The sequence below is a fragment of the Pseudomonas sp. EB271-G4-1 genome (genome assembly GCF_058791355.1).
This window is the reverse complement of the sequence record NZ_JBYTEO010000030.1, coordinates 25906-51657: the sequence shown is the minus strand read 5'-3', so window position 1 is coordinate 51657 and position 25752 is coordinate 25906. Positions and strand designations below refer to the sequence as shown.

26 protein-coding genes are annotated in these 25752 nt (G+C 59.1%); 3 read left to right on the top strand and 23 right to left on the bottom strand.

Features of this window, described 5'->3' with window-relative positions:
• Window positions 1-103: 103 nt before the first annotated feature.
• The 10 genes from AC3WWR_RS16665 to AC3WWR_RS16620 all read right to left on the bottom strand — a co-directional run bounded on the left by AC3WWR_RS16665 (window position 104) and on the right by AC3WWR_RS16620 (window position 9412).
• The gene (locus AC3WWR_RS16665; protein ID WP_020796835.1) at window positions 104-904 is read right to left on the bottom strand and encodes an N-acyl homoserine lactonase family protein; all 801 of its coding nucleotides are present in this window, start codon (window positions 902-904) and stop codon (window positions 104-106) included.
• 14 nt (window positions 905-918) lie between these two features.
• Complete coding sequence (locus AC3WWR_RS16660) at window positions 919-1878, bottom strand: diiron oxygenase (RefSeq protein WP_492598891.1); 960 nt, start codon at window positions 1876-1878, stop codon at window positions 919-921.
• A 62-nt stretch (window positions 1879-1940) separates the two neighbouring features.
• Complete coding sequence (locus tag AC3WWR_RS16655) at window positions 1941-2699, bottom strand: TauD/TfdA family dioxygenase (protein WP_492598890.1); 759 nt, start codon at window positions 2697-2699, stop codon at window positions 1941-1943.
• Window positions 2700-2720: 21 nt separating this feature from the next.
• Entirely contained in the window at window positions 2721-3593 is an 873-nt protein-coding gene (locus tag AC3WWR_RS16650) for a branched-chain amino acid aminotransferase (RefSeq protein ID WP_020796838.1), read from the bottom strand.
• Window positions 3594-3624: 31 nt separating this feature from the next.
• Window positions 3625-4977, bottom strand: a complete 1353-nt coding sequence (locus tag AC3WWR_RS16645) for a KamA family radical SAM protein (RefSeq protein ID WP_020796839.1) — start codon at window positions 4975-4977, stop codon at window positions 3625-3627.
• A 34-nt stretch (window positions 4978-5011) separates the two neighbouring features.
• Window positions 5012-5668, bottom strand: coding sequence for a glutathione transferase (yfcF, locus tag AC3WWR_RS16640; RefSeq protein ID WP_020796840.1), 657 nt, complete (start codon window positions 5666-5668; stop codon window positions 5012-5014).
• 210 nt (window positions 5669-5878) lie between these two features.
• Complete coding sequence (locus AC3WWR_RS16635; protein ID WP_020796841.1) at window positions 5879-6364, bottom strand: cupin domain-containing protein; 486 nt, start codon at window positions 6362-6364, stop codon at window positions 5879-5881.
• Window positions 6365-6448: 84 nt separating this feature from the next.
• On the bottom strand, window positions 6449-6943 hold the full coding sequence (locus tag AC3WWR_RS16630; RefSeq protein WP_020796842.1) for a RidA family protein: 495 nt from the start codon (window positions 6941-6943) through the stop codon (window positions 6449-6451).
• Between the two features lie 48 nt (window positions 6944-6991).
• A complete protein-coding gene (locus AC3WWR_RS16625; protein WP_083348251.1) occupies window positions 6992-8272 on the bottom strand; it encodes an ATP-grasp domain-containing protein in 1281 nt (426 codons plus the stop codon).
• 42 nt (window positions 8273-8314) lie between these two features.
• The gene (locus AC3WWR_RS16620) at window positions 8315-9412 is read right to left on the bottom strand and encodes an MFS transporter (RefSeq protein WP_020796844.1); all 1098 of its coding nucleotides are present in this window, start codon (window positions 9410-9412) and stop codon (window positions 8315-8317) included.
• A gap of 148 nt (window positions 9413-9560) precedes the next feature.
• On the opposite strand from AC3WWR_RS16620, the gene AC3WWR_RS16615 reads away from it, so the two are divergent.
• The gene (locus tag AC3WWR_RS16615) at window positions 9561-10979 is read left to right on the top strand and encodes an aminotransferase-like domain-containing protein (RefSeq protein ID WP_020796845.1); all 1419 of its coding nucleotides are present in this window, start codon (window positions 9561-9563) and stop codon (window positions 10977-10979) included.
• Between the two features lie 98 nt (window positions 10980-11077).
• Here the strand turns inward: AC3WWR_RS16615 and cyoE are convergent, their stop codons facing one another.
• The 7 genes from cyoE to AC3WWR_RS16580 form a co-directional block, all read right to left on the bottom strand.
• Window positions 11078-11965 carry a heme o synthase gene (cyoE, locus tag AC3WWR_RS16610; RefSeq protein WP_020796846.1) on the bottom strand — a complete coding sequence of 296 codons (888 nt, stop codon included), beginning with the start codon at window positions 11963-11965 and terminating at the stop codon, window positions 11078-11080.
• A gap of 10 nt (window positions 11966-11975) precedes the next feature.
• Window positions 11976-12311: a cytochrome o ubiquinol oxidase subunit IV gene (cyoD, locus tag AC3WWR_RS16605; RefSeq protein ID WP_007916940.1), complete on the bottom strand. Its 336-nt coding sequence runs from the start codon at window positions 12309-12311 to the stop codon at window positions 11976-11978.
• Window positions 12311-12934 (bottom strand): cytochrome o ubiquinol oxidase subunit III, encoded by a 624-nt coding sequence (locus AC3WWR_RS16600; protein WP_033038499.1) that lies wholly within the window; start codon window positions 12932-12934, stop codon window positions 12311-12313. Before AC3WWR_RS16600 ends, cyoD begins: the two co-directional genes overlap by 1 nt.
• 3 nt (window positions 12935-12937) lie before the next feature.
• On the bottom strand, window positions 12938-14968 hold the full coding sequence (gene cyoB, locus AC3WWR_RS16595) for a cytochrome o ubiquinol oxidase subunit I (protein ID WP_020796848.1): 2031 nt from the start codon (window positions 14966-14968) through the stop codon (window positions 12938-12940).
• 3 nt (window positions 14969-14971) lie between these two features.
• Window positions 14972-15907 (bottom strand): ubiquinol oxidase subunit II, encoded by a 936-nt coding sequence (gene cyoA, locus AC3WWR_RS16590; protein WP_033038503.1) that lies wholly within the window; start codon window positions 15905-15907, stop codon window positions 14972-14974.
• 815 nt (window positions 15908-16722) lie between these two features.
• Window positions 16723-17232: a disulfide bond formation protein B gene (locus AC3WWR_RS16585; RefSeq protein ID WP_033038505.1), complete on the bottom strand. Its 510-nt coding sequence runs from the start codon at window positions 17230-17232 to the stop codon at window positions 16723-16725.
• A 107-nt stretch (window positions 17233-17339) separates the two neighbouring features.
• On the bottom strand, window positions 17340-18233 hold the full coding sequence (locus AC3WWR_RS16580) for a LysR family transcriptional regulator (RefSeq protein WP_020796852.1): 894 nt from the start codon (window positions 18231-18233) through the stop codon (window positions 17340-17342).
• 121 nt (window positions 18234-18354) lie between these two features.
• On the opposite strand from AC3WWR_RS16580, the gene AC3WWR_RS16575 reads away from it, so the two are divergent.
• On the top strand, window positions 18355-19290 hold the full coding sequence (locus tag AC3WWR_RS16575; RefSeq protein WP_492598889.1) for a DMT family transporter: 936 nt from the start codon (window positions 18355-18357) through the stop codon (window positions 19288-19290).
• A gap of 21 nt (window positions 19291-19311) precedes the next feature.
• On the opposite strand, the gene AC3WWR_RS16570 is transcribed toward AC3WWR_RS16575, so the two are convergent.
• From AC3WWR_RS16570 to AC3WWR_RS16545, 6 genes are all read right to left on the bottom strand, one after another.
• The gene (locus tag AC3WWR_RS16570; protein ID WP_020796854.1) at window positions 19312-20088 is read right to left on the bottom strand and encodes an ABC transporter substrate-binding protein; all 777 of its coding nucleotides are present in this window, start codon (window positions 20086-20088) and stop codon (window positions 19312-19314) included.
• 306 nt (window positions 20089-20394) lie between these two features.
• Window positions 20395-20847 (bottom strand): molybdopterin synthase catalytic subunit MoaE, encoded by a 453-nt coding sequence (gene moaE / locus AC3WWR_RS16565; protein ID WP_033042207.1) that lies wholly within the window; start codon window positions 20845-20847, stop codon window positions 20395-20397.
• 3 nt (window positions 20848-20850) lie between these two features.
• Window positions 20851-21093 carry a molybdopterin converting factor subunit 1 gene (gene moaD, locus AC3WWR_RS16560; protein ID WP_020796856.1) on the bottom strand — a complete coding sequence of 81 codons (243 nt, stop codon included), beginning with the start codon at window positions 21091-21093 and terminating at the stop codon, window positions 20851-20853.
• Window positions 21090-21563 (bottom strand): cyclic pyranopterin monophosphate synthase MoaC, encoded by a 474-nt coding sequence (gene moaC, locus AC3WWR_RS16555; RefSeq protein WP_020796857.1) that lies wholly within the window; start codon window positions 21561-21563, stop codon window positions 21090-21092. Before moaC ends, moaD begins: the two co-directional genes overlap by 4 nt.
• A gap of 233 nt (window positions 21564-21796) precedes the next feature.
• A complete protein-coding gene (locus AC3WWR_RS16550) occupies window positions 21797-23191 on the bottom strand; it encodes a PhoH family protein (protein WP_020796858.1) in 1395 nt (464 codons plus the stop codon).
• Between the two features lie 336 nt (window positions 23192-23527).
• On the bottom strand, window positions 23528-24652 hold the full coding sequence (locus tag AC3WWR_RS16545; RefSeq protein WP_492598888.1) for a polysaccharide deacetylase family protein: 1125 nt from the start codon (window positions 24650-24652) through the stop codon (window positions 23528-23530).
• A 254-nt stretch (window positions 24653-24906) separates the two neighbouring features.
• Between AC3WWR_RS16545 and yaaA the strand changes: the two genes are divergently transcribed.
• Window positions 24907-25686 (top strand): peroxide stress protein YaaA, encoded by a 780-nt coding sequence (gene yaaA, locus AC3WWR_RS16540; protein ID WP_492598887.1) that lies wholly within the window; start codon window positions 24907-24909, stop codon window positions 25684-25686.
• Window positions 25687-25752: the final 66 nt, after the last annotated feature.

Here is a 25752-nt window from a genome sequence, read left to right as displayed (position 1 = left end):
TCGTGGGCTCGGAGATGTGGAGAAGAGACAGGCCGCAGGCTGCGATCTTTTGATCTGAAAAAAACAAGATCAAAAATCGCAGCCTGCGGCAGCTCCTACAGGGTCAACGTGGCGGTTGGTGCAGGCAAATGATATGCGGGTCGTCATTCCAATGCGGGAAACGTTCGGCGATCAGCGGGTCGTGGCCAGGGATGACGTGGTCTTCGCTGTCGGCCAGGCGATCGATTTCACTGAACGCTTCGAGTGACTGCGCCAGGTCATCGATGATCGGAAACGGACTGCGCTCGCGAATGTTCACCCACAAGTGCGCCGCGTCCGATGCCAACACGATCCAGCCCCGTTCAGTGTTCACCCGCACCACCTGGCTGCCGGGTGTGTGACCGCCCACCGCGTGCAGTGTCACTCCCGGCAGCACCTCGACAGTACCGTTGTGCAAACGCATCCTTCCTTCGAACAGCGGTGGCAGCGCCGACATCACATCCTCGACCTCATAGGTCTTGTTCACCGTGTGATGGGTCATCTTCGGTCCGGTGCAGAAACGCAGTTCCGCTTCCTGCAAATGCACCGTGGCCTTGGGAAACAGCCCCAGGTTGCCAGCGTGATCCCAGTGCAGGTGCGTGAGGATCAGGTGCTCGACCTGCGCCGGATCGATGTCCAGTTGCCGCAGGGAGTCTTGCGGCAGGCGATACATCTGCCGGTTGCGCCGGTCCGCCGTGGCCGGTTGAAAACAGGTGTCGACCACGATCACCTGGTGCTCGTTGCGAATCACCCAGAAGTAATAGTCCAGCGGCATCGGCGCATTCGGATCGCCGCAGCAGGCGTCGTAGAGGAAGTTCTCCCGGGCAGTGCGCTGCGCGTTGGCGCCGACACGCAGGGCGAACACTTCGTACATGGGAACGGACATGGGCACCTCCAGGTTCAGGCGGCTGCGGTGGCTTTGAGGGTCGGACGAAAATCGAAGTCGATCTGCTCGCTGATGCCCAGGTCCTGCGCCAGCTTATGCAGACCACTGTAGTCGCGCATGATCGTCGCGTTCCTGTTGCTCTCGCGGGTGTCGGCAATGATTGCCTGCGCGTCCTCGACCCCGAGCTGCGTGAGGATCGCCTCCCACATCGAGTAGTCCTGGGCGATAAAAGCACTCAGCGCCACCGACAGGTTGCGGGCGAAAAGTTCCCGTTGGACTGGCTGCATGTTGGCGTACATCACCTTGGCGACTTCGGCCAGCACCTTGCTGTGGGCGTATTCGTCGCGGTTGTGCAGCTCGGCCACGCGGCGGTTTTGCGGCTGGATGGTCGGGTCGTCCGCCAGCAGGTCGAGATAGGCGTTGACGCTGATCTCGGCGACCACCGCGAAGGTGATCGCCGCCAGGTCGCGCTGCCAGGGTTCGCGCAGTTCCTCGCGCAGGGCCTTGAGGCGCAGGTAAGTCACCGACGGCGGCAACTCCAGGTCCTGGTCCAGTGCGCGATCGCGCTTGGTCCGCTCGATGGCCCGCAGGTGCATGAGCGTGTGGTAGTGCTCGTCGATCAGGGTCTGCTGCATCGCTTCGCGAAAATGCCAGTCGTCCTTGCCCAGGTATTGATTGGCGATGACGCTCAGCGCCGGGTTCACCACGAGCTCTTCGGCGGTGACCGTGCGCAGGTTGTAGCCGATCCAACCCCAGGTCACCACCTTGCTCTTGAGCTCATCACTCAAGGCCTGGAATGTCGGATGATGGAAAAACGGCACCATGCACTCCGGGTAATCCGGGCGTGCCGGGTCGAACACTTCGTTGATCTGGGCCTTGTCCGGCGAGCAGACTGCGGCGCGTTTGATCCAGGCCTGATTGAGCCGTACGATCAGTTGATGATCGACCTGGGCGATCTCGATTGCTGTTTGCATGACGCGATACCTGTAAACGCGTACCCCTGGGGGTACGCTGAAAAAGAAGGGCGACGGAAAAATCAGGCCAGCCAGTAGCGGGTCAGGTGGCGCGCCGGGTCAGTGTATCGGCTGCGAGCATGAATCATCCGCCAGTTGTCCCAAATCAGCATGCATCCGTCGGGAATCAGCACCGGGATGTTGTGTTCGACGAAGTACGCTTCGCCGAGCACCGCAAACCTGGCAAGCGGCGAGTCGTTGTCGGCGACCTGTGATTGCTGCAAGGCTTCCTTGGACGGATTCACATCGCCGTAGTGAAACTGGTTGTAGCTGAAGCGGAAAATATCGCCTTCCTCGGTCGGTGTCAGGATGTATTCCCTGACCCGGGTTTGCGCCGGTTCGCCGGGCTTGGCAGTGGCGACGAATTCCACCGGCGTATCGTCGAGCCACTTGCGCAGTTCCGGTTCGGATCGCTCAAGCGATCTCAAGAACGCATAGCCGTCCACCAGCCCGGTGTGACCGCCACCGCAGGTCGCCTGTTTATGGCAATGCAACGCCAGGTAACGCGGTGGCGGGCCGTACACCGGCGCTTCGGTGTGAGGGCCGATGCCGTTCATGCTCTGGGAGTACGGCAAGTCCTCGTAGCCCGGCTTGCGGGTGATGGCGAACGCCACCTGGCCATTGAACTGCGGAATGATCGGGCCGAATTCATGCAGTGTTCCTGCAACATCGTGGGCAAATTCCCCTGGCGTCAGCACGGTCCAGCCACGATTCGACAATTCTTCATGGCGATGGCCCAGCGAAACATAAGGTGTGGACGCAACAATCCCTTGGTCTGACATGGTGAGTTTCCTGGCGGTTTATCAGGCGTTTACGGTTGAGGTGTAAGCGGCAATCAATTCACTGCAGGCGGTGCCCGGTCGGTATCGCTGCTCATCGATGCTCTGTACCGGGGTGATTTCAGCGGCGGTACCGGTGAGAAAACACTCGTCGAAGTCGCCCAGTTCCGTGGGCAATATCGTGCGTTCGATGACCTGGTAATCCAGGGCACGGGCCAGTTCGATGACGGTCTGGCGGGTAATGCCGTCGAGGAAGCAGTCAGGCACCGGCGTGTGCAAGGTCCGGCCTTTGGCGAAGAACACGTTAGCGCTGGTGGCTTCGGCCACATGGCCGCGCCAGTCGAGCATCAAGGCGTCGTGGTAGCCGGTGTTTTCGGCGTCGTGCTTGCTCAGCGTGGCGATCTGGTAATGCCCGGACGCCTTGGCTTCGAAGGGACTGCTGCTGGGAGGCGGACGACGCCAGGTGGCGGTTTTCAGACGGATGCCGGCCATGCGCGCGGCCGGGTCGAAATAGCTCGGCCATTGCCAGCAGGCGATCGCCACATGCACGCGATTGAAACGCGCCGACGTGGAAATCATCTCGCTGCCGCGCCAGGCCACCGGGCGCAAATAGCCGTCGTTCACCTGGTTGCGTTGCAGCAATTGATGGCTGGCCGCTTCCAGCTCGGCGGGTTCGAAGGGGATGGCAAAATCCATCAGCTGCGCCGAGCGATACAAACGCTCAGTGTGTTCGCGCAACTTGAAGATCTTGCCGTCATACACGCGCTCGCCCTCGTACACGGTGCTTGCATAATGCAAGCCGTGAGTCAGCACATGCAGGCGCGCCTGGGACCACTCGACGAATTCGCCATCGAGCCAGATCAATCCTTCGCGCTGATCAAACGGGATACCGCTCATGTCCTTGTCTCCCCAATAATCAAGTGTCGTCCTAGGCCGTTTGCAGCAGGACCGGTATCAACTCAGGCGTTGGCGCCAGCAACAGCTCAGCCTCGGCCTGAAAGAAAAAGCTTCGTTCGCCAAAGGCCGGGCGAAGCTCATCGAACCAGGTCGCCTGCGGATCGAAGCGCGCATAGAAGGTCCGCAATACCCATTGCGGGTCCCGGGCCTGGAGGAACTGCAGCACGAAGACTTTTTCCCCGGCGACGGTCTCGATGCCATTGATCAACACCTTGCCGTAGAAGGTGCTCATCGACGGCCCGCGCACCGTTCGCGCCAGGCCCGAGACCGTGCGGTACGCTGCCTGGAAGATTTCGAACGCACGGGCCAGCGGCATCGCAAAGTAGTGGCTGGGGCCGGTGTCGCGCTCGACGAACATGTAATACGGCACTGCACCGAGCCGTACGCCTTCGGTCCAGAGATCCGCCCAATCGGCGGGGTTTTCGTTGATATGGCGGATCACCGGCGCCTGCATGCGCAGGGTCGCGCCCGTGGAGCGAATACGTTCGACGGCGTGCCGGGCGATGTCCTGGCGAATCTCTACCGGGTGGTTGTAGTGCCCCATGATCGACAGGTTTTTACCCGCCGCGACGATCCGCCGGAACAGCTCGAGCAACTCGTCTGCGTCCTTGTCGCTGACAAACCGCTGCGGCCAGTACGCCACCGACTTGGTGCCGATGCGGATGCTCTTGAGATGCGCCAGCTCCAGCAGCGGCTCGATGTACCCGGCCAGCGAGCGGGTGTTCATGATCAGGGGATCGCCACCGGTGACCAGTACGTCGGTCACTTCCGTGTGCACACGCAGGTAGCTCAGCAGCTCTTGGGATTCCCGCGCGTTGAACTTGAGCTCCTCCTCGCCGATGAACTGCGCCCAGCGGAAACAGAAGGTGCAATAGGCATGACAGGTTTGACCGGCACCGGGGAAAAACAGCACGGTCTCGCGATATTTGTGCTGAATGCCCGGCAAGACTTTTCCGTCGAGGGTCGCGCCGTTGTGCGTCAGTTGCCCGGCCGGGTGGGGGTTCATGCGCAGCCAGATCGCCTCGATCCGGCGCTTGATCGCAGCGGCGTCATCCTGCTCGATCAGTTGTTTGAGCGAGTCATATTCATCGACCAGCAACATGTCTTTGTGGGGAAAGGTCATGCGGAAGATCGGATCGTCCGGGATGTTGTTCCAGTCGATCAGCGTTCCCAGCACGTATTCGTTGGTGCGAAACGGCATGACCCGGGCCACGACCGTCATGGCTTCCTGCAACTGCGGCGTCAGCCTGTGCCAATACGGTGTGTCGCGAATGGTGCGAGCGTTGTAGGGTTTGTAGCGTTCGTGCTCCGACAGTCCTTGCATGGCAGCGCTCCTGGTGATTGCCCTGACGGTCGCCTTAAACCACCGCGGGTGCGATGGCCGGCGCTTTGCGCTCTATGTCCATCCATGCCCGAACGCTGTCGCGATCCCACTGGCGACGGACATAGGCGGCGAGTCGCGCCGGGACTTGATCACCATTGGCGACCAGTCGATTGAGCATGATCGCCAGGTCGGTATCGGCAATGCTCCAGTCGCCGAAGAGGTGCTCGGCGCCCTCCTCCAACAAGCGCTCGGCGACGAAGAACAGACGTTCGACCGCGGCCTTGGCATCGTCGGAGAGCGGCGCGTCCTTCTTGCCGAAGTACACCAGGTCAAACGGGCGCTCTTTGCGGATCACCAGCAAATCGCTGCGCAGCCAGGCCTGGAGTTGACGGGCCCGGGCGCGCTGCTGGAGGTCCTGGGGGAAAAGCCGTGCATGCCCTGGCGCGAGTTCCTCGAGGTATTCGGCGATGGCGGAAGACTCTGAAAGCGCAAAACCTGTGTGAACTAATGTAGGAATCTTGCAGGTAAGTGAAATATCTCGATATTTCGCCTGATAGTTCTCTCGCGCCTTTAAATCCAGCGTGACAAGTTCAAATGAAAGTTGCTTCTCCTTGAGCGCTACAAACGCTGACATCGCAAACGCGCTGACAAAATCCGCGCCGACATAAAGTTTAATCCTGTTATTTTCCATGGAACGCTCCCTTGCACTAAGCACATTAATCCGTTGCATTCGAGTCGATCGTAGTAAGTTGATCGAACGCTGAACAGATACAGAAATTATCCGTTTGCATCGATACAGAAATTCGAAAATTCGCATCGCCAAGGGCTTATCGAGGGCACGACAGAAACGAAAAAAGGGAGTCCGCGAACGCGGACTCCCTCGTGTGTAATGAAGGGGGATTTACAGCTGGCGGGGGATCAGGCCGACGTTGTCGGTGCAATTGGCGAGTAGCAGCGCCTGGGGCATATTGCTGATATTGAGCATGGCCAGCGGCTCGGTGGTGCTGGTGTTGACGAAGCCGTGGCGGGTCCAGGCCGGCACCAGCAGCACGTCCCCACTGCCGACGCACACGGCCTCGGCATCCCCCAGGGTCAAGGTGCCGTTACCGCTCTGGATGATGAACAGGTGCCACCACGAATGATCATGACCTTGGAGCTGCGCGCCCGGTATCAACCATTGCATGGACACGGCCATGCCAGGCGTCAGCGAGCAGCCATCGAGGCTGTTGTCGTGGGCCAGCGCGACAATATCGACATCGCTGTCCTCAAGGCTCTGACGTATTCCCGTTAGTTCAACTTCCTTCCACACCCGTGGCTTGATCGGCTGGCGAACCAGACTTTGACGAAAGTCCTTATAGGAAAAGAACGCACCTTGAACGTTATTCATGCTCGTCTTCCAACTTATTCTTCAGCGTTGAGTCACTCGACCTTAGGCGAACAATTAATCGCTGTAAAGCCGAACACCCCTTACTTATAACGCCGAAGGTCGTAACGCTACGATCATGTCCACTTCTACTGCCGCATTTTTTGGTAATTGATAAACACCGACGGTCGTGCGCGTATGTTTCCCGGCATCGCCGAGTACGTGACTGAAAACATCCGAGGCGCCGTTGGCCACATCGCTGAGGTCGACAAAATCTGCCGTGGATTTCACATACACCGTGATCCTTATCAACGACTTGATCTTGTCCAGCGAACCGATGGCGTCGACGATCAACGCCAACCCGCGCATCGCGCAGAGGCTGGCGGCCGCTTGCGCATCCGCCATGTCGAGGTCCAGGCCGACGCGCCCAGGGAATTGGATCTTGCCATTCACCCGCGGCACCATGCCGCTGACATACAACTCGTCGTGATGACGGATCAGCGGAGCGTAATGCCCACCTACACTGTTTTCACCGTAGATGTCGTAGTCGAATTCCTTCGCCAGCGCGATGAAGCGCTCGTCACAAGTCATGTGCTCAATCATTTACCGAACCTCTTGATCAATACTGCAAAAAACATCGATCCCTGACACTCAACACACCGCCTTTGCAGAAGACGCCAGGCTGGTGATCCCGATGTTCGTTTCAATCGTTTCGGCCAGGCGTAACAGGTCATGGCTGAGCCGCTCGTAGTCTTCGTTGAACAACACGATGTGGCCGATAAACGAGAAGTTGTCTTTCACCAGCGCGCTGACCGGTTCGCCGATGCGTTTGCTCACCACCGAATCCAGCAGATCGATATTCAGCGAGCGGGCCAGGGACGGGATGTCTGGTACATCTCGCAGGATGCCGCCCGTGGTCGCCCGCAGCAGGCGTATGCCGCAGTAGCCGCGAGGTACCGGGTCCTGGCTATCGACCTGGCCTTCCACGGCCCAGCGGACCCAACGCTCCCACGGGTCGAAATCGACGAACGCCTGGCGCGCCAGGTCCCAGATGTGCATGCCACCGGGGCGCATGTTGGTTTCCACGGCCGAGGTGCGATGATTGGCCCTGTAGAACACTTCGTTGTGCCAGGCACCGTTGTCCTGGGAAACCAACCCCGCCATGTGCTGGCCGGCAGCCTTCAGTCGAGCCTGCACCTCAGGCGCCAACGGTGCTGGCACCACTTGCTGGATCTCGGCGCGGTAGGCACCGTCGGTGGTGGTTTTTTCGGTGATCCAGGTGCTCCCGGCGACAGAATCCCAGCTGTATTCCCGGGCATTCTGGATCAGTTCCTCGAGCACGATGCCGCCCTCGCGATAGGGCTTGAGTGCTTGCCACGCGTCGTCGCATTCGGACGGGTGACGGATGACCCGGCAGCCTCGACTGGCACCTTCGCAGGCTGGCTTGATGAAAGCCTTGCCGCCCAGTTCGATCACTCGCTGACGCAGTTCCGGCAGGCTTTCGATACGGCTGGAAACCACCGGCCGGTAATCTTCGGGAGCCGTGGTGGCCGACGCTTCGAGCTGGCGGAAAATCTGTTTATCCAACCCGGCCCTGGCCTCGACGGGAGAAATACCGGGCAAGCCGAAATGACTGGCCAGCGCCGCACCGAGCAGCACGCCACGGTCGGAAAACGGCAGCACGCCGATCAGCTTCCAGCGATCGGCATTCAGGCACCCCACCACCAGTTCGAGGGATGACGCAACGTCTTGTTCGGCCAGTGAAGTGCTGCAAACGTGATCCGCCACCTGGTCGTCATGGGGCTGGACCTGCTCGACCAGCAGGATCAGCCTGGCGTCGTACAGCGACTTGCACAGGTCACGCAGCTTCTGGATATCGTGAACCCGACTGCCGTTGTACCCCACCACTACTACGCATGAAGTCGTATTCATAATGCCCCCGACTTGCAAAGTTAAAACCGGAACAGCGATGACTCAGTCATGCAATGCGATTGATCGACGGTTGAGCCAGTACCAGGCCAGGATCCCGCCAGCGCCGATGGCCGCCAGTACCAATGCGTTGTAGGGCGGTGGCGCGACCCGCATGATCAACACGGTCAACCCCGCGCCGACGCCCAGGGACACTTCCTTGACGAACATGTTGTTCTGCTTGACCGAGAAGTAATCGAGGTGACTGAAGGCGCACTCGGCGATGGACAGCAGCGCCACCCAGATCAGTGCGCCGACCAGGGTTTCGACGTGGAACGCGGCAGGCGAAGACAGCACGGCAAAACCGCCGACGATGATTGCGATCACCGTCAGCACCTTGAAGCGCCCGGTGCTCTCGATCAGTTTCATGACCGGTACTTGCGCGAACACCACCACGGCGCTGTTGAGGATCAGCATCAGGCCATACCAGGCCGGCAGCTCGCCGGTCTTGAGCAGGATCGCCTGGGGCAGGATCGAGAACACGCCGAACAGCTTGATGCCCATGATGACGCCGGCGATGACCCACGGCAGCTTGTTGCGCCAGCCGCTGCCATCCTGGCTGGCGGGACGGGCAACCACGGGGTCGCAGGTGAACGTCGCGCCCATGGCGATCGGCAGGCACAACAGGACGAACCCGGCGGCGCCGAGGAAAAACAGGGTCGGGGTGAGCAACGGCGACAACAGGATCAACCCTGCCAGCAGGCTGCCCATGTTCATGGCGACGCGGTTGTAGGCGGCGCCCTCCTTGGTCTGGGCCGCCTCGCTCTTGATCAGGTAGCCGGCAATTGCAATGCCGTAGGCAAACAACGCCGCGGCAAACATGACCACTCCCTGGTTGCTGGTGACCGCCAGTAATATCAGCCCGAGGGCGGCGCACAGCAGCGTGACGCTCAAGGAGCGGCGACCGAGGACCAGCAACGTCAACGGCAACAGTAGCAACAAGGCCCGATAACCCAGGGCCAGGATGCTGTTGGTGGCGGTATCGAGCCAGACGTTGGCCTTGCCCAGCACCGCGAACAGCGACACGGCAGTGATGATCCGGATAGTGAACAACCGCAGGTTGATCACCGGTTTCGCCACGACGACCGTTGTTTCGACACTCATGCAACACCTCACGAACCTGGCATGGATCGACCGGCATAGGCCGACCATCCAGAAAGTCTGTAAAGCGATGGTAGAAAGAGATGCTTGTCTTGATCAGAGCAAGTTCGTATAGAATCGAACGAACTTTACTGCCGGAGAGACCAGTAAAATGCACGCTCAGCGAGCAGTGATCGCCGCTATCGAGTTCCAGCCGGGTGTGCCGCTGGTGCAGCAGATCGTCGATCAGTTGACGGTGGCGATCAGCAAGGGTGGACTGCCCCACGGCTCCAGGCTGCCACCGATTCGCGAACTCTCCGACCTGATGCACGTGGGCAAGTCCACGGTGGTCGACGCTCTCGATCGCTTGCGCGCCAAGGGGCTGGTGGTGTCACGCCAGGGCTCGGGGCATTACGTGCACCGTTCGAGCACCACCGCCCAGACCAACGCCGGCCCCGACCTGTTGCCCCAGGACACACTCAGCGTGGTCCGCCGCGCGGTCTTGCAGGACAACGGTGCGCTGCGTCCGGGTGCCGGTTTTCTGCCGTCTTCATGGTTGCCTGCCGAAGAGTTGCTCAAGGCTGTGCGCGGCACACTTCGCGCAACGTCACTGCGCATGGGCGAATACGGTAACGCCAGCGGCTACCTGCCGTTGCGCCAGGCCTTGCGGGTCAAGATGTCGACCCTGGGCATCGAAGCGCCAGTCGACCAGATCATTACCACCGCCAACACCGTACAAGCCATCGACATGCTGATGCGCCTGTTGGTCAAGCCCGGCGACACGGTGCTGCTCGATGATCCCTGTTACTTCACGATGCACACCAACCTGGCCTGGCACGGCGCCAAGGTCATCACCATCCGCCGCGATTGCGACGGCATGGACCTTGATGCCCTGGAACAGTTGCTGATCGCCCACCGTCCCGTGCTCTACTTGACCAACAATGCACTGCACAACCCGACCGGGCACTCGTTCACCTCGGCGCAGGTCTACCGCTTGGTGGAACTGAGCCATCGCTACAATTTCCACATCGTCGAAGATGATCTGTACTGCGACATGCAGCAACGCCGAACGCCGCGCCTGGCCGCGAGCGGGCTGGACAACGTGTCTTACGTCTCGGGTTTCTCCAAGACCCTGACCGCCAACAGCCGCGTCAGCTTCGCGGTGCTGTCCCCACAACTCGCGGCGCGGATGGTGACCCTGAAAATGGCCTGCGGTGGCATGACCTCGGAAATGGCCGAGCAGATTATTTGCACCATGCTCAGCGATGGCAGCTATGCCAAGCACATGCGTCGTACGGTGGACCGGCTCTATGAGTCGAACAGCCGGGTGGCGGCGTGGCTGGGCGAAGCCGGGTGTTCGGTATCGTCGTTGCCTGGAGAAGGCTTGTACATCTGGACGCGGCTTCCCGATGGCTTTGAAGCCGAGGCACTGGCCCGCAAAGGCCTGGAAATCGACCTGGTGCTGGCGCCGGGGACCATGCTCAGCAAAGCGGCGGACGGCAATCGGTTTCTGCGTTTCAACGTGGCGCACAGTGATCATGTGCAGGTGCGGGAGCGGTTTTTCCGGTTACTGGACAAGCCACACAAATAACCGACAACCGCTATCCCCTCGCCACAGATGACATTTCGGCCAACAAAAAGCCCCGCTCTTCTCTCGAAGGCGGGGCTTTTCTTTACAGCGTCCGACGCTTAAGGCGCGTACGTCAGCAGCAACTCGGTCGGCACTTTGAAGTCCAGGGACATCATCACGCTCAACGCGGTAATGGTGAAGATCGAGAACACGAACAGCTTACGTGCCCAGACCGTGTCATCCACTGCCTTGTAGCCGGTCCAGGCCATGTACAACCAGTACATGCCCATGGCTGCCGCGACGGCGAGGTAGCTCATGCCGGCGTAGCCGCTGAAGGTCAGCATCAAGGTCGCCACGAGGAAGGCCAGGATGTAGATCAGGATGTGCTTCTTGGCCACCTGGATTCCGCGCTTCACTGGCAGCACCGGGATCGATGCGGCCAGGTAATCGTTGAAGCGGAAGATCGCGATGGCGTAGGAATGCGGCATCTGCCACAGGCTGAACATCACCAGCAGGGTCAGTGCGGCCATGTCGAAGGTGTTGCTCACCGCGACATAACCGATCACCGGCGGCATGGCGCCAGACAGGCTGCCCACCAGCGTGCCGTGAACCGACTTGCGCTTGAGGTACAGGCTGTAGAAGCCGACGTAGATCACGAAGCCGATCACGGCGAACAAAGCAGCCAACGGGTTGGCTACTTTGTACAACAACGCAACGCCGAGAACACCCAGGACGGTCGCATAGATCAGGGCCAGTTTCAGGGAGATGAGGCCCTGGACCAGCACTCGGTTCTTGGTGCGTTCCATCTTGATGTCGATGTCGCGGTCGATGCAGTTGTTGAACACGCAACCGGAGGCGACGACCAGGGAAGTGCCGATCATGGCTGCCAGAAACACGGCCAGATCGACATGCCCTTTCGAGGCCAGGAAGAACCCGCCTGCCACAGAAAGCACGTTACCGAAAATGATCCCCGGTTTGGTGATTTGGATAAAGTGCTTGAGCGACATCGGGTCTACCTCACTTCGCCATCATGTACGTGTGGATGCTGAACATGATCCACAGCGACAGGCCAACCAGCAGCACGATCACGATGGCCGTAAAGACGAAAGCGATCACGTTGTTACGCTGAGCGATGGAACGGTCCAGGTGCAGGAAGTAATACAGGTGAACGATCACCTGGATCACTGCGAACAGCAGAACGATTGCCAGCGTGGTGGCCTTCGGCAGGCTCGGGTACATCACCAGACCGAACGGGATGACGGTCAGGATCACCGACAGGATGAAGCCGATGGCGTACGACTTTACGCTGCCGTGGCCAGCATCATGGCTGTCATGGGAGTGTGCATTAGCCATTACAGAGTCCCCATCAGGTAAACAACGGTGAATACACAGATCCACACCACGTCCAGGAAGTGCCAGAACAGGCTCAGGCAGCTCAGACGGGTCTTGTTGGTCGACGTCAGGCCCTTTTTCTGCACCTGATACATCATGATCGCCATCCAAATCAAACCGGCGGACACGTGCAGACCGTGAGTACCGACCAGGGTAAAGAACGCGGACAGGAAGCCTGAACGGCTAGGGCCGTAGCCTTCGGAGATCAAGATGTGGAACTCGTTGATCTCCATCGCGATAAAGCCTGCGCCCAACAGGAAGGTCATGCCCAGCCAGGTCAGCACCGCCTTCTTGTTGCCCTTGTACAACGCCAGCATGGCGAAGCCGTAGGTGATCGAACTGAACAGCAGCAGAGCGGTTTCGCCCAGTACGTATGGCAGTTCGAAGATGTCGTGGCCCGACGGGCCACCCGCTACGTTGTTAACCAGTACCGCGTACACCGCGAAGATCGACGCAAACAGAATGCAGTCGGTCATCAGGTAGAGCCAGAAACCGTATACGGTCATCTCGCCCGAGTCGTGGTGGTGGTCATCGTGCCCATGGTCACCATGGGCGTGTCCAACATTGGTCACTAAGTTCGACATGGTTTAAGCCTGTTCCAACGAGGTTTCAACACGGGTGGCGGTGGCCGGGATTTTCCCTGCCGCTACCAGACGCTTGTGCTGCTCGGCTTCGATGCGCTCGATCGTTTCAACCGGGACCATATAGCCCTGGTCGTCACGTGCAGCGTGGATCGCGAAGTAGACGACAGTGCCTACCAGGCTCGCGATTGCCAGCCACCAGATGTGCCAGATCATCGCGAAACCGAACACGGTCAGCAGAGCCCCCATGACCACACCGGTAGCGGTGTTGTTTGGCATGTGGATCGGCTCGTATTTGGCCGGAGCCTTGTACGCGGTGCCGTTTTCCTTGGCTTCGGTGAACGGGTCGATGCAGTCAGCCTTAGGCAGCACGGCAAAGTTGTAGAACGGAGGTGGCGACGAGGTCGACCATTCCAGAGTGTGGGCATTCCACGGGTCACCGTGTTCGCACATGTTCTCTGGCTTCTTGCGGTCACGCACACTGACGTACAGCTGGATCAGTTGGCAGGCGATACCGAAGGCGATCATCACCGCACCGAACATGGCGACGTACAGATACGGCACCCACTCAGGGTTGGTGGTGGCGTTCAGACGACGGGTCATGCCCATGAAGCCCAGTGCATAGAGCGGCATGAACGCGACGAAGAAGCCCGAAATCCAGAACCAGAACGCTGCTTTACCCCAGCCTTCGTGCAGCTTGAAGCCGAACGCTTTCGGGAAGTAGAACGCGAAACCTGCGATGTAGCCGAATACCGCACCGCCGATGATCACGTTATGGAAGTGCGCGATCACGAACAGGCTGTTGTGCAGAACGAAGTCAGCACCCGGGATGGCCAGCAGTACGCCGGTCATGCCGCCGATGGCGAAGGTCACCATGAAGCCCAGGGTCCACAGCACCTGGCTGGTGAAACGCAGACGGCCCTGGTAGATGGTGAACAGCCAGTTGAACAGTTTCACACCCGTCGGGATGGAAATCAGCATCGTCGCCAGACCGAAGAAGGCGTTGACGCTGGCACCCGAACCCATGGTGAAGAAGTGGTGCAGCCAAACCATGAAGCCCAGTACCGAGATCGCGCCCGAAGCGTAGATCATCGAGTGGTGGCCGAACAGTTTCTTGCCGGTGAAGGCCGAGATCACTTCCGAGAAGATGCCGAATGCCGGCAGGATCAGGATGTAAACCTCAGGGTGGCCCCAGGCCCAGAACAGGTTGACGTACATCATTGGATTGCCACCAAGTTCATTGGTGAAAATGTGGAAATCCATGTAACGGTCGAGGGTCAGCAGTGCCAGGGTAGCGGTCAGGATCGGGAACGAAGCCACGATCAGGACGTTAGCCCAGGTGCAGGTCCAGGTGAAGATCGGCATGTCCATCAGCTTCATGCCAGGGGTACGCATTTTCAGCACGGTGGCCAGGAAGTTGACCCCCGTCAGCGTCGTACCCAGGCCGGATAGCTGTAGCGCCCAGATGTAGTAGTCCATCCCCACGCCAGGGCTGTATTGCAGGCCCGACAACGGCGGATAGGCAACCCAACCGGTCTTGGCGAATTCGCCGACGCCCAGGGACAGGTTGATCAGCACCACGCCGGAAACCAGCAGCCAGAAGCTCAGGGAGTTCAGGAACGGGAAGGCAACGTCACGCGCGCCGATCTGCAGCGGCACTGCAAGGTTCATCAGGCCGGTGAAGAATGGCATCGCCATGAAGATGATCATGATCACACCGTGGGCGGTGAAAATCTGGTCATAGTGTTCAGGTGGCAGGTAGCCAGGCGAACCCTCGGTGGCCATGGCCAGTTGGGTACGCATCATGATGGCGTCGGCAAAGCCGCGCAGCAGCATGACCATGGCGACGATGATGTACATCACGCCGATTTTCTTGTGGTCGACCGAGGTCAACCACTCGGTCCACAGATAGGTCCACTTCTTGAAGTAAGTGATACCCGCGAACAGTGCCAGACCGCCGAGCGCGATCATGGCGATGGTCACCATCACGATCGGCTCGTGGAATGGGACCGCTTCCCAACTTAATTTACCAAACATCGTTTACTCCTCTGCCCCGGCAGCTGAATGCGAGTTCATGTCCGTAGCGGCCACTTCTTTCTCTTTCTTCTCGTGCTTGACCTTCGGGCCTGGTTTCATGCCTTCGTACTTGTCGACGATGATCTGGAACAGGTTCGGCGTCACCGAGGAGTAGAGCTCGACTGGGTTGTTCTGGCTCTGCTTGGAAAGGGCTGCGTATTCAGCTTGTTCAAGCTGTTTAGGTGCCTTTTTGACTTCACTTACCCAGGCGTCGAAATCTTCCTGGGAAGTTGCGATCGCTTTGAATTTCATACCGGTGAAACCGGCACCGCTGTAGTTGGCGGAGATGCCGTCCATTTCAGCGTTGCGGTCGGCGATCAGGTGCATTCTGGTCTGCATGCCCGCCATCGCGTAGATCTGGCCGCCCAGGCCCGGGATGAAGAACGAGTTCATCACGGCGTCGGAGGTGATCTTGAAGTTGATTGGCGTGTGCGCCGGGAACACGATCTTGTTGACCGTGGCAATGCCTTGTTCCGGGTAGATGAACAGCCACTTCCAGTCCAGCGCGACCACTTCGATGGTCACAGGCTTCACGTCGGATTCGATCGGACGGTACGGGTCCAGCTCGTGGGTCGACTTGTAGGTGATGTAACCCAGGGCAATGATGATCAACACCGGAACAGTCCACACCGCGATCTCGATCTTGGTGGAGTGGTTCCATTTAGGCGTGTAGGTCGCCTTGGTGTTGGATGCGCGGTATTTCCAGGCAAACAGGAAGGTCATCACGATGACCGGGATCACAACCAACAGCATCAGCAGCGTTGCGGTGATGATCAGGTTTCGCTGTTCCAGGCCAACCTGGCCCGTGGGATTGAGCAAGGTCATGTTGCAGCCTCCCAGCAACAACGTGCCGAGCAGCGGCAATAAGCCTAGTAGTCTGGGGTACCTGTTTTTACTCATCTCACGACCTCTAAAGCAGCTTGCGCAATGCAGTTGGGTTTTGATCGCCAACACTTCACCCTGCCAAGGGTTGGCATTTTTCTTGGATTGAATAAGGGCTTGCCCGTCGAGCGTCAGAGGCGTTTCGACAAATCCTGGGCCAGCAGTGAGTTCTTATTCGAATTCGTGGTCAAAGGCCTTGTTACAGCCCAATTCCATTTGGTGCGGATAGTTGGAGGCACCGACACCTGGGCGTCGCATCAAGCCCGAAGGCCTCTCGACACCCTCGTGCCATTCATGCACCAGAGCCAGGGTGAGCAGTGCCGGGAATTCAGTGCGGGCGATTGTAGATATGTAGCGTTTTATAAACCATGTCTTATCCCGAAATAATTTTTATCCCAGCCCGCAACAATCCTGACCCAATTCTGTAAAAGTGGCGCATCTTATCGAAATTGATTCTCAACAAAAACACCAAAAAAAGTAGGGCTACCACCCGCAATTCAGACAGTATCGAAGGCGCGGAAACGACCCTGAATGCCGCCCTGGCCCCGATGAGACAAGGGCTTCGGCAAATCGCCACAACCTGTTAAAACTGCCTGCTTCCTTTTGGGCCGGCGAAAAACCGGCGGCACTCTAACACACCAATTTCATTACAGGAGACTGCACCAATCCGGCACCCGAAAGCGCGCTGCGACACTCGCGATGTGACAACATGTCGCAGACTTGTCGCACCCCTGATTGCCGTGCATCAGGGTGTCCTTGCCTGCCCCCTGAAACGCAAAAACGCCCCGGCCCTCTCATCGAGGACCGGGGCGTTTGGCATCAATCGGATGACTTCAGCGCAGCGCCTTTCGATTGCGTAGCGTCAGCAGCGGCACCAGCACCACCACCAGCACGAAGGCCAGCAGCGCCCATTGCGCCAGGGACAACCCCAGGATCGGCGGGTAAGGCGTGGAGCAGAAACCGTCTACCTGGAAACCCAGCGGGAAGATCTTCGCCAGCGGCAAGCCATCGACGATCGGTTGCAGCACATCGATGCCGCAACTGACGGCCGGATAGAACTGCGTATAGACGTGGTGACCGGCCACCGCGACGCCCGCCAGGGCACAAATGACCACCAGGGTCTCCAGCACCGTGATGCTGCGTCGGGTGCGCATGGCCGCACCGATGAAAGCGAAGAGCGCGATCAACAGCAGCGCGTAACGCTGCAGGATGCACAATGGGCACGGGGCCTCGCCCAAAACCACTTGCATGTATAACGCACCGCCGATCAGCGCCAGGCAGATGATGCCCAACAGCACCAGGTAGCGCCGCTCACGGCCCAGACGCATCGTTTCCTCGCTCATCGTGTTTCCCTTTTGACTTTCGATTGCCCGCCAGTTTACACGCTGGCCTTGACCTTTGAGAGCCTGGCGCGTGCAAGCGGGTATCGTGGGAATAGACGACAGGTCGGTTAAGAAGACATTAACTGTAACGACCCTGGCCCCGAGAACTCGGCCTGCAGCAACTTCACAAACGCCTCACGAGCCGGGTGCCGACCTGCGTTCTCGTGCCAGTAAAAAAGGTTGTCGATGCTCGTCAGTTCCGGGAATTCATATCCCTGGCAGCCTGCCCCGAGACAATACTGCTCGTAGATTCCACGGGGTACCAGCGAGACGCCCGCACCGGCACTGACACAGCCAACGATGGTGCCATAGCTGGCGATGCTGACAATCGGTTGCACCTGGTCATGGCGCAGCAGCCACTGTTCCAGTGCGAAGCGGTACGGGCAGCCCGGGGGCCACATGAAAATCGCCTTGCCCTGCAGATCCGCCGCCTGGCGCAAAGGCCCGTGGGAGGAGGACGCGATGAGAATCAGATCTTCGCGGTACATCACTTCCCGCTGCAGTCCCGGGCGTTCAACGTTCACCGCTACGAACGCCCCATCCAGCCGACGATGTTGCGTGTCGTCGAGCAATTGAGCCCAAGTGCCGGTGCTCAGCTCCAGCATCACCTTTGGGTAGAGCGCGTGGTACTTGGCCAATAGTCGCGGCAAGCGTCCCGTGGCACTGGACTCGATGGCACCAATGCGCAGAGGACCGCTTGGCGCACCGTCGGGGGCCAACGCCCTGCACGCTTCCTCGGCCAGGCCGAGGATTTTCGTCGTGTAATCGAGAAACACTTCACCGGCCGGCGTGATCCGCAATCCTCGGCCATCGCGAGAAAACAGCGGCGTACCGAGTTCACGCTCCAGGGACTTGAGGCGTGCAGTGATATTGGACGGTACGCAATGCAGCACCTCAGCCGCACGCGCGATGCTGCCGAGATGGTGAACCGTGTTGAACATGCGCAGCTGGGACAGCTCCATAGCTCACCCAAAGTGAATGCTTGAGTCAGTTTAAGTCACTTGTAGTGAATCTGGATGGTTTTGATAATTCGAGCGAGAGCCATCCAGTCGCACCTTCACACTTTGGGGAATCAGGCAGTCTATGGGTTTTATCCAGCGCAAGATCCAGTCTTTCGCCAAAAGCCCTGGCGCTAGAATCGTCCTGGCGGCTTTTTTCGTCATCCTTTGCTGGGCCTATTCGCCCATTGGCATCCACATCGGGTTAGAGGCTTACCAGCCCGGTCATCTGGCGCTGATCCGCTTTCTCATCGCCTCGACATTCATGGCCGGGGTCGCAGGGGTGATGGGTATTTCCCTGCCTCGCCTGAAAGACCTGCCGCTGTTGGCTGTCCTGGGATTCTTTGCTGTGAGTCTGCACCACATCGCCCTCAACTTTGGCCAACGAGAGGTCAGCGCCGGCGCCGCGAGTGTCCTCGCACAATCCACGCCGCTGTTCAGCACGTTACTGGCGCATTTCGTGCTCAAGGAGCGCGTCAACCACTGGCAATGGGTCTGTGTGCTGGGCGGTTTGCTCGGTGCCGCTGTCGTGGTCACGGGGGATCGTGGTTTTGGTGAACTGGATGCCCATGGGTTGCTGATTCTGCTGGCGGCATTGTCCTGGAGTGTTTATTTCGCCATGCAAAAACGCCATTCCCATCGCTACAACGGGCTGACAATGGTGTGCTACACCCTTTGGTCGGGCACCACGCTATTGCTTGTGTATGCACCGGGGTTGTGGAGTGAAGTGCAGAAAGCCCCGGCATCGGTCAATCTGGCGGTGCTCATCCTGGGGATTTTCCCCAGTGCCCTTGCTTACCTCGCCTGGGCATATGTACTGGCGCACAGCAACGTGAGCCGCGCGTCCATTTCGCTTTACTTGATTCCGCCCACCGCCATGCTGATGGCCTCGGTGGCCCTGGCTGAACGCCCTTCGATCATGGTCGTCATCGGGATGATCATCGTGCTGACGAGCGTACTTGCCCTCAACCTGAAACCATCGAAATCCAGGGAATCTGCAGCGCACCGGGGGCTTTCGTGAGAAAGCCCCGGGAGCGATCGATCAGTCGCCGTAGATATCGGACTTGAAGTACTGTTGCGAAATCTTCTGGTACTCGCCATTGGCGCGAATGCCGTCGATGGCGGCGTTCAGCTGTGATACCAGCTCGGTGTTGCCCTTGCGTACCGCAATCCCCGCGCCCTCACCCACGTATTTCGGGTCCTTGAGCTCCGGGCCGGCAAATGCGTAGCCCTTGCCGCGCGGCATCGACAGGAAGTCGTTGAGCGGAATGGTGTCGGCAAAGATGGCATCGAGCCGACCGGCTGCCAGGTCCATGTAGATCTCTTCGTTGTTGCTGTAGCGCTTGACGTTGACGCCCTTGGGTTCGAAGACTTCGGTCGCGTAGCGGTCGGTGGTGGTTGCCCGTTGCACGCCAACGGTCTTGCCCTTGAGGCTGTTGTATTGATCATCCACGACTGCGCCTTCCTTCATGACCAGGCGCGACGAGGTGAAGTAGTACTTGTGGGTGAAATCCACCGACTTCTTGCGGTCTTCATTGATGGTCATCGACGACAGCGCCATGTCGATTTTCTTCACTTTCAAGGAAGGAATCAGACCGTCGAACTCGCCCTCGACCCACACGCACTTGACCTTCATCTGCGCGCACAGGGCATTGCCGATGTCGTAGTCGAAACCGACGATTTCGCCTTTGTCGGTCTTGGAGGCGAACGGCGGGTAGGCCGCTTCGATGCCGATACGCAGGGTTTTCTCGGCGGCAAACACGCTGCTGCACGCCAACAAGCTCAGGGCCAGACCGGTGATGAGGGGGAATTTCTTCATGTTCGTTCTCTCGCGGGTTGTTGTTGGTTTGGCAAGATGGAAGAAGAGCAGAAACGGGAGAAGCCTTTTTTGTACTTATAAATCCATACTGGACTTTTATGTATTAGGCGTCAATCCGGCCCGCGCTCTTAAATCACCCTCTGGTCGGGAGGTGAGTCAAGAGAAAATCGGATGTTGCAGATGGCCCCTTCGCGAGCAGGCTCGCTCCCACATTTGAACTTTGAAGAACACACATTCTGTGTTCGACAAAAATCCCCTGTGGGAGCGAGCCTGCTCGCGAAGGCGTACTTGCAGAAGTCGTCGGAGTCACTGCTTCCAGCGATCCGCCGCCGCATGATCGCTGTCACGCCCCTCGACCCAACGCGGGCCGTCGCTGGTGTTTTCCTTCTTCCAGAACGGTGCGCGGGTTTTCAGGTAGTCCATGACAAAGGCGCAGGCGTCGAATGCCGCCTGGCGGTGGGCGCTGGCGGCGCCGACAAAGACAATCGGTTCGCCGGGCTCAAGGGCACCGATGCGATGCAGCACTTCCAGCTTGAGCAAGGGCCAGCGCTGCTCGGCCTCGGTGGCGATCTTGCCAAGGGCCTTTTCGGTCATGCCCGGGTAGTGTTCGAGGAACATCCCGGCGACATCCAGGCCATCATTGAAGTCGCGCACATAGCCGACAAAACTCACCACCGCCCCGACGCCGACATTGGCATCGTGCATGGCGTTGACTTCGGCACCGGGATCGAACGCGGTCGATTGCACGCGAATGGCCATGGCTCAGCCCCCGGTCACGGTAGGGAAAAACGCCACTTCATCGCCATCGCTCACCGGCTCATCGAGCTGGCAGAGGTCTTCGTTGCGGGCGCACATCAGGTTTTGCTCACTCAATACCTCGGCACCCTCACGCTGGGCCAACAGTGCGCGGACGTCATCGACGGTGGCGAAGTCGCCTTGAACCTTCATCGAGTCCAACCCCAGCGCTTCACGATATCGAGCAAAAAACTTCACGGTGACGTTCATGATGGATCCGCCTGAAAATGACCGCTCTTGCCGCCGACCTTTTCCAGTAGCCGTACACTTTCAATGGTCATGCCACGATCCACGGCCTTGCACATGTCATAGATAGTCAAGGCGGCGACACTGGCAGCCGTCAGCGCTTCCATCTCGACCCCGGTCTGCCCGGACAATTTGCAGCGCGCGACGATGCGTACGCTGTCCTCGCCTTCGGCACTGAGCTCGACCTTGACCCCGGTCAGCATCAACGGATGGCACAGGGGGATCAGGTCACTGGTTTTTTTCGCCGCCTGAATGCCGGCAATGCGGGCCACGGCGAACACATCGCCCTTGGGATGACCGCCGCTTACGATCATTTGCAAGGTTTCGGGCAGCATGCGCACCAGCGCTTGGGCCGTCGCTTCGCGGAACGTCACGGCTTTTTCGGTGACGTCGACCATATTGGCGCGACCTTGGGAATCGAGATGAGTCAGCACGGGGTTACTCCTGATCAGGAGTCCCGATTGTAAACCTGTGGGTCAGATTTCCGCACGCGAGATTATCGGATCACCACAGAACACTGTGGGAGCGAGCCTGCTCGCGAAGGCGTATCAGGCACCTCTGTGTCGACTGACACACCTTCGCGAGCAGGCTCGCTCCCACAATGGGGAATTGTGTCGGGCATGGAAAACCGGGCGGCTTTTGGGGCCGCCCGGTCTGGGTGAAGTGGTTACAGATGCGATTCGGCGTATTCGGCCAGGATCGAACGAGGCACCCCTTGCAGGGTGATGTGCACGCCGTTAGGGAAGTCCTTGAAGCGCTCGGTCAGGTACGTCAGCCCGGAGCTGGTCGCGGACAGGTAAGGGGTGTCGATTTGCGCCAGGTTACCCAGGCACACCACTTTGGAGCCGGCACCGGCACGGGTGATGATGGTTTTCATCTGGTGCGGTGTGAGGTTCTGGCATTCGTCGATCAGGATCAGGCTCTGCTGGAAGCTGCGGCCACGGATGTAGTTGAGGGATTTGAACTGCAACGGCACTTTGCTGAGGATGTAGTCGACGCTGCCATGGGTGCTTTCGTCATCCATGTGCAAGGCTTCGAGGTTGTCGGTGATAGCGCCCAGCCAAGGCTCCATTTTTTCCGCTTCGGTGCCGGGCAGGAAGCCGATTTCCTGGTCCAGGCCTTGCACGCTGCGGGTGGCGATGATGCGGCGGTAGCGCTTGCTGACCATGGTCTGCTCGATGGCCGCGGCCAGCGCGAGGATGGTTTTACCGGAACCTGCGGCACCGGACAGGTTGACCAAGTGGATGTCCGGATCAAGCAAGGCATACAGCGCCAGGCTCTGATAGATATCCCGCGGCTTGAGGCCCCAGGCTTCCTGGTGCAGCAGCGGCTCCTGGTGCAGGTCCAGGATCAGCAGCTTGTCTTCCTCGATCTCCTTGATCCAGCCGACGAAACCCTGCTCATCGATGATGAATTCGTTGATGTGCACGGCTGGCAGATTGTCGATCAACTGCACCTGGTGCCAGGTGCGACCGTGGTCCTGACGGGTCTCGACCTTGCTTACCCGGTCCCAGAAGGAGCCGCTCATGTTGTGGTAGCCATTAGGCAACAGCGACACGTCGTCGACCAACTGGTCGGTGCTGTAGTCCTCGGCCGCGATCCCACAGGCACGCGCCTTGAGGCGCATGTTGATGTCTTTGGTGACCAGCACCACGGGCTTCTTCGGCTCGCGTGCGTGCAGGTCGATCAGCTGGTTGATGATCCTGTTGTCATTTAGATGCTCAGGCAGAACGATGTGGGGTTCAGCCTGCTTGCTCATCAGAATTGACAGCAATCCCTTGGGCCCGCTCTTGCCCCGCTGGATCGGCACGCCCTGCTCGACGTCCTCGGGCGAGGCATCACCCAGGGTCTTGTCGATCAGCCTGATGGCCTGGCGACATTCGGCGGCAACGCTGTGATGCCCGCTCTTGAGCTTGTCGAGTTCCTCAAGCACGGTCATCGGGATCGCGACGTGGTGTTCTTCGAAGTTAAGCAGCGCGTTTGGATCGTGAATCAATACGTTGGTATCGAGTACATAAAGGATTGGCTGGTTGGAAGAAGAGCTACGTCCGTGATCATCCATACTCGGTCACCTTTGTCAGAGCCAGTGGACGCAATACCTTGGCGGTGCTGCGCCTCGAAGTGACTACCGAATACACCTGCGGGGACTCAAGTGTTCTGCATACATGCGGGGTCTTGGAAGACGCCACCTGTGTTGCAGGTTTCGGCGGTCTGTCTTCGTAATACTCCAAAACCCATGACAGAAAAAAGCACTTTGACGCTTTTTTGAAGTTTATTTTGCAGAGTGACGAAAAGCCCTTGGCGGACTGCCATCACTTGTTTACAGTCGGAGATCAACCTGCAGCAAAACCCCCTCAAAAATCGCCACTTACCCAATGTTTCCGGGCTTTGGCCGTTTTCAGCGGAACCCTTCCTGACAGTCTTCCCAACCGATCCCGCTTTGCGCCGTTTGCGTGATCAGCCAGGGCAACGCCGTTTTCACTCCGTCCTGTTTCACATTGAAATTGATCACCCCGTGGCGCCACAGCAGCATCAGGGTCAACACCCTTTGCGCACTCTGGCTGCCCTTGAGCTTGCCCGCGCCGTCCTGGGCATCGATGTCCCACAGTGCGACCTGCAGCCCCTGGGCCTTGAAGAAAGCGCTGGCGTCGGCGCGACGCTGGCCGTCGGGCGGGCGAAACAGGGGGACGAAGTTCTCCGGCAGTTTGTTCTTGGCCAGCTCGACGCTGCGGCGTACCGAGTCCTGCCAATCCTGCCAATGGCTGTGGGAGCGAAACTCCCAGCCCTGCACACCGACGCACTGGGTTGACCAGGTTGCTTGCAGACTGGTCCCCGGGCGCTCGCCCAGGCGCGCCTGGAGGTCCTTGCCGAGCACGAAGAACGTGCCGCTCAGGTTGGCCTTGCGCAAGTACTCGGCGACCCAGTCGGTATTGTCCGGCACGGCATTGGCGGCGCTGTCGAACGTCAACAGGAACAGCCGGTCATGCATCGCGTCGCCATTGCGCTCATAGTCTCCAAAATGATCGACTTCACTGCTGGTTTGCGGAAACAGTGCCGCCTTGCGCAGTTGCTCATCCAGGTACTGGGTGTGGAACAGGCGACTTGGTTCGGCCCAGCGTATGTAGTAGCTGTCTTCGCTGAGCTGGAACTTGCCCGCCTGCTCGCGCAAGGTGGCCATGTCCTCGACCAGGAAACAGAAGGAGGCATCTTGGTCGCAGCTCTGTTGGGCGAAGTTGTAGTTGGCCAACAGGCGTTGCCATAGACGCTGGCGAACACGATTGACCGACTCCAGGTTGATCGTGCGCAGGCCCAGGCGTTGCGCCAGTGCCGCTTCGTCCAGGGATTCACTGGCCAGCAGCACACGGGCGAACATGAGGATTTCGGCACGCGACGCGACATCGAACAGGGTCGGGTTGTCGAGCTTTTCCGGCCAGGTGCTGCGATCCAGCGTGGCCACTTCACCTGGCGCCGCCATGACGCCGAAGCCCAGCAGCCAGGCGCTGAGCAGAAAAACGATACGCAATGGGATGTCTCCATAACAAAACCCGGGCGGCACTATATCGCGGGAAGATCAAAAGATCGCAGCCTCGCTTCGCTCGACAGCTCCTACAGGAATGCATGTTCCGATTTCACGCCAACGCGGTCCCGTAGGAGCTGTCTCGCGAAGCGAGGCTGCGATCTTGTCCCATGACACCACCGATCACCTATCACACCCATAGCTGGAGTCAACGATGACAACCCCCTAGAATCGCCGCCACGATTAAAGGAGACGACTTCATGCTGATGGTGATTTCCCCCGCCAAGACCCTTGATTACGAAACACCGCCGGCGACCCAGCGCTTTACCCAGCCGCAGTACCTCGACCACTCCCAGGAACTGATCCAGCAATTGCGCGACCTGACCCCGACGCAGATCAGCGAGTTGATGCACGTTTCCGACAAGATCGGCGGGCTCAACGCCGCCCGATTTGGCAGCTGGACACCCGCCTTTACCCCGGCCAACGCCAAGCAGGCTTTGCTAGCCTTCAAGGGCGACGTCTACACCGGGCTCAATGCACAAACCTTCAACGAAGCCGACTTCGACTTCGCCCAGCAGCATCTACGCATGCTTTCGGGCCTGTATGGCCTGCTACGCCCCCTGGACCTGATGCAACCGTACCGCCTGGAAATGGGCACCAAGCTGGCCAATGCCCGGGGCAAGGACCTGTATGCCTTCTGGGGCACGCGTATCAGCGAGTGGTTGAACGAAGCCCTGGCCGATCAGGGCGATGACGTGCTGCTCAACCTGGCCTCCAACGAGTATTTCTCGGCGGTCAAGCGCAGCGCCTTGAAGGCACGCATCATCAACACCGACTTCAAGGACCTGAAGAACGGTCAGTACAAGATCATCAGCTTCTACGCGAAAAAGGCCCGGGGCATGATGAGCCGCTTCATCATCGAAGAGCGCATCAACGATCCGGCAGACTTGAAAAAGTTTGACGTTGAAGGCTATCGGTACAGTGCCGAACAGTCTAAACCAGACAGTCTGGTGTTCCTGCGCGACCACACTTCAGAGTAAGCAACTGATCGGTGCGCGACTCATGAGCTGTCGCGCACCGATGCCTGATCGTCCGACAATCCCCCG

Bases quoted from the DNA above. Each gene is read 5' to 3' on its own strand.
- AC3WWR_RS16575 (WP_492598889.1), top strand. From the start codon at position 18,355: ATGGGTTTTATCCAGCGCAAGATCCAGTCTTTCGCCAAAAGCCCTGGC.
- moaD (WP_020796856.1), bottom strand. From the start codon at position 21,093: ATGAACGTCACCGTGAAGTTTTTTGCTCGATATCGTGAAGCGCTGGGG.
- AC3WWR_RS16580 (WP_020796852.1), bottom strand. From the start codon at position 18,233: ATGGAGCTGTCCCAGCTGCGCATGTTCAACACGGTTCACCATCTCGGC.
- AC3WWR_RS16585 (WP_033038505.1), bottom strand. From the start codon at position 17,232: ATGAGCGAGGAAACGATGCGTCTGGGCCGTGAGCGGCGCTACCTGGTG.
- AC3WWR_RS16620 (WP_020796844.1), bottom strand. From the start codon at position 9,412: ATGAGTGTCGAAACAACGGTCGTCGTGGCGAAACCGGTGATCAACCTG.
- AC3WWR_RS16550 (WP_020796858.1), bottom strand. From the start codon at position 23,191: ATGGATGATCACGGACGTAGCTCTTCTTCCAACCAGCCAATCCTTTAT.
- AC3WWR_RS16650 (WP_020796838.1), bottom strand. From the start codon at position 3,593: ATGAGCGGTATCCCGTTTGATCAGCGCGAAGGATTGATCTGGCTCGAT.
- AC3WWR_RS16600 (WP_033038499.1), bottom strand. From the start codon at position 12,934: ATGTCGAACTTAGTGACCAATGTTGGACACGCCCATGGTGACCATGGG.
- AC3WWR_RS16645 (WP_020796839.1), bottom strand. From the start codon at position 4,977: ATGCAAGGACTGTCGGAGCACGAACGCTACAAACCCTACAACGCTCGC.
- cyoE (WP_020796846.1), bottom strand. From the start codon at position 11,965: ATGTCGCTCAAGCACTTTATCCAAATCACCAAACCGGGGATCATTTTC.
- AC3WWR_RS16615 (WP_020796845.1), top strand. From the start codon at position 9,561: ATGCACGCTCAGCGAGCAGTGATCGCCGCTATCGAGTTCCAGCCGGGT.
- cyoA (WP_033038503.1), bottom strand. From the start codon at position 15,907: ATGAGTAAAAACAGGTACCCCAGACTACTAGGCTTATTGCCGCTGCTC.
- AC3WWR_RS16570 (WP_020796854.1), bottom strand. From the start codon at position 20,088: ATGAAGAAATTCCCCCTCATCACCGGTCTGGCCCTGAGCTTGTTGGCG.
- cyoB (WP_020796848.1), bottom strand. From the start codon at position 14,968: ATGTTTGGTAAATTAAGTTGGGAAGCGGTCCCATTCCACGAGCCGATC.
- yfcF (WP_020796840.1), bottom strand. From the start codon at position 5,668: ATGGAAAATAACAGGATTAAACTTTATGTCGGCGCGGATTTTGTCAGC.
- AC3WWR_RS16630 (WP_020796842.1), bottom strand. From the start codon at position 6,943: ATGATTGAGCACATGACTTGTGACGAGCGCTTCATCGCGCTGGCGAAG.
- moaE (WP_033042207.1), bottom strand. From the start codon at position 20,847: ATGGCCATTCGCGTGCAATCGACCGCGTTCGATCCCGGTGCCGAAGTC.
- cyoD (WP_007916940.1), bottom strand. From the start codon at position 12,311: ATGGCTAATGCACACTCCCATGACAGCCATGATGCTGGCCACGGCAGC.
- yaaA (WP_492598887.1), top strand. From the start codon at position 24,907: ATGCTGATGGTGATTTCCCCCGCCAAGACCCTTGATTACGAAACACCG.
- AC3WWR_RS16665 (WP_020796835.1), bottom strand. From the start codon at position 904: ATGTCCGTTCCCATGTACGAAGTGTTCGCCCTGCGTGTCGGCGCCAAC.
- AC3WWR_RS16655 (WP_492598890.1), bottom strand. From the start codon at position 2,699: ATGTCAGACCAAGGGATTGTTGCGTCCACACCTTATGTTTCGCTGGGC.
- AC3WWR_RS16660 (WP_492598891.1), bottom strand. From the start codon at position 1,878: ATGCAAACAGCAATCGAGATCGCCCAGGTCGATCATCAACTGATCGTA.
- AC3WWR_RS16635 (WP_020796841.1), bottom strand. From the start codon at position 6,364: ATGAATAACGTTCAAGGTGCGTTCTTTTCCTATAAGGACTTTCGTCAA.
- AC3WWR_RS16625 (WP_083348251.1), bottom strand. From the start codon at position 8,272: ATGAATACGACTTCATGCGTAGTAGTGGTGGGGTACAACGGCAGTCGG.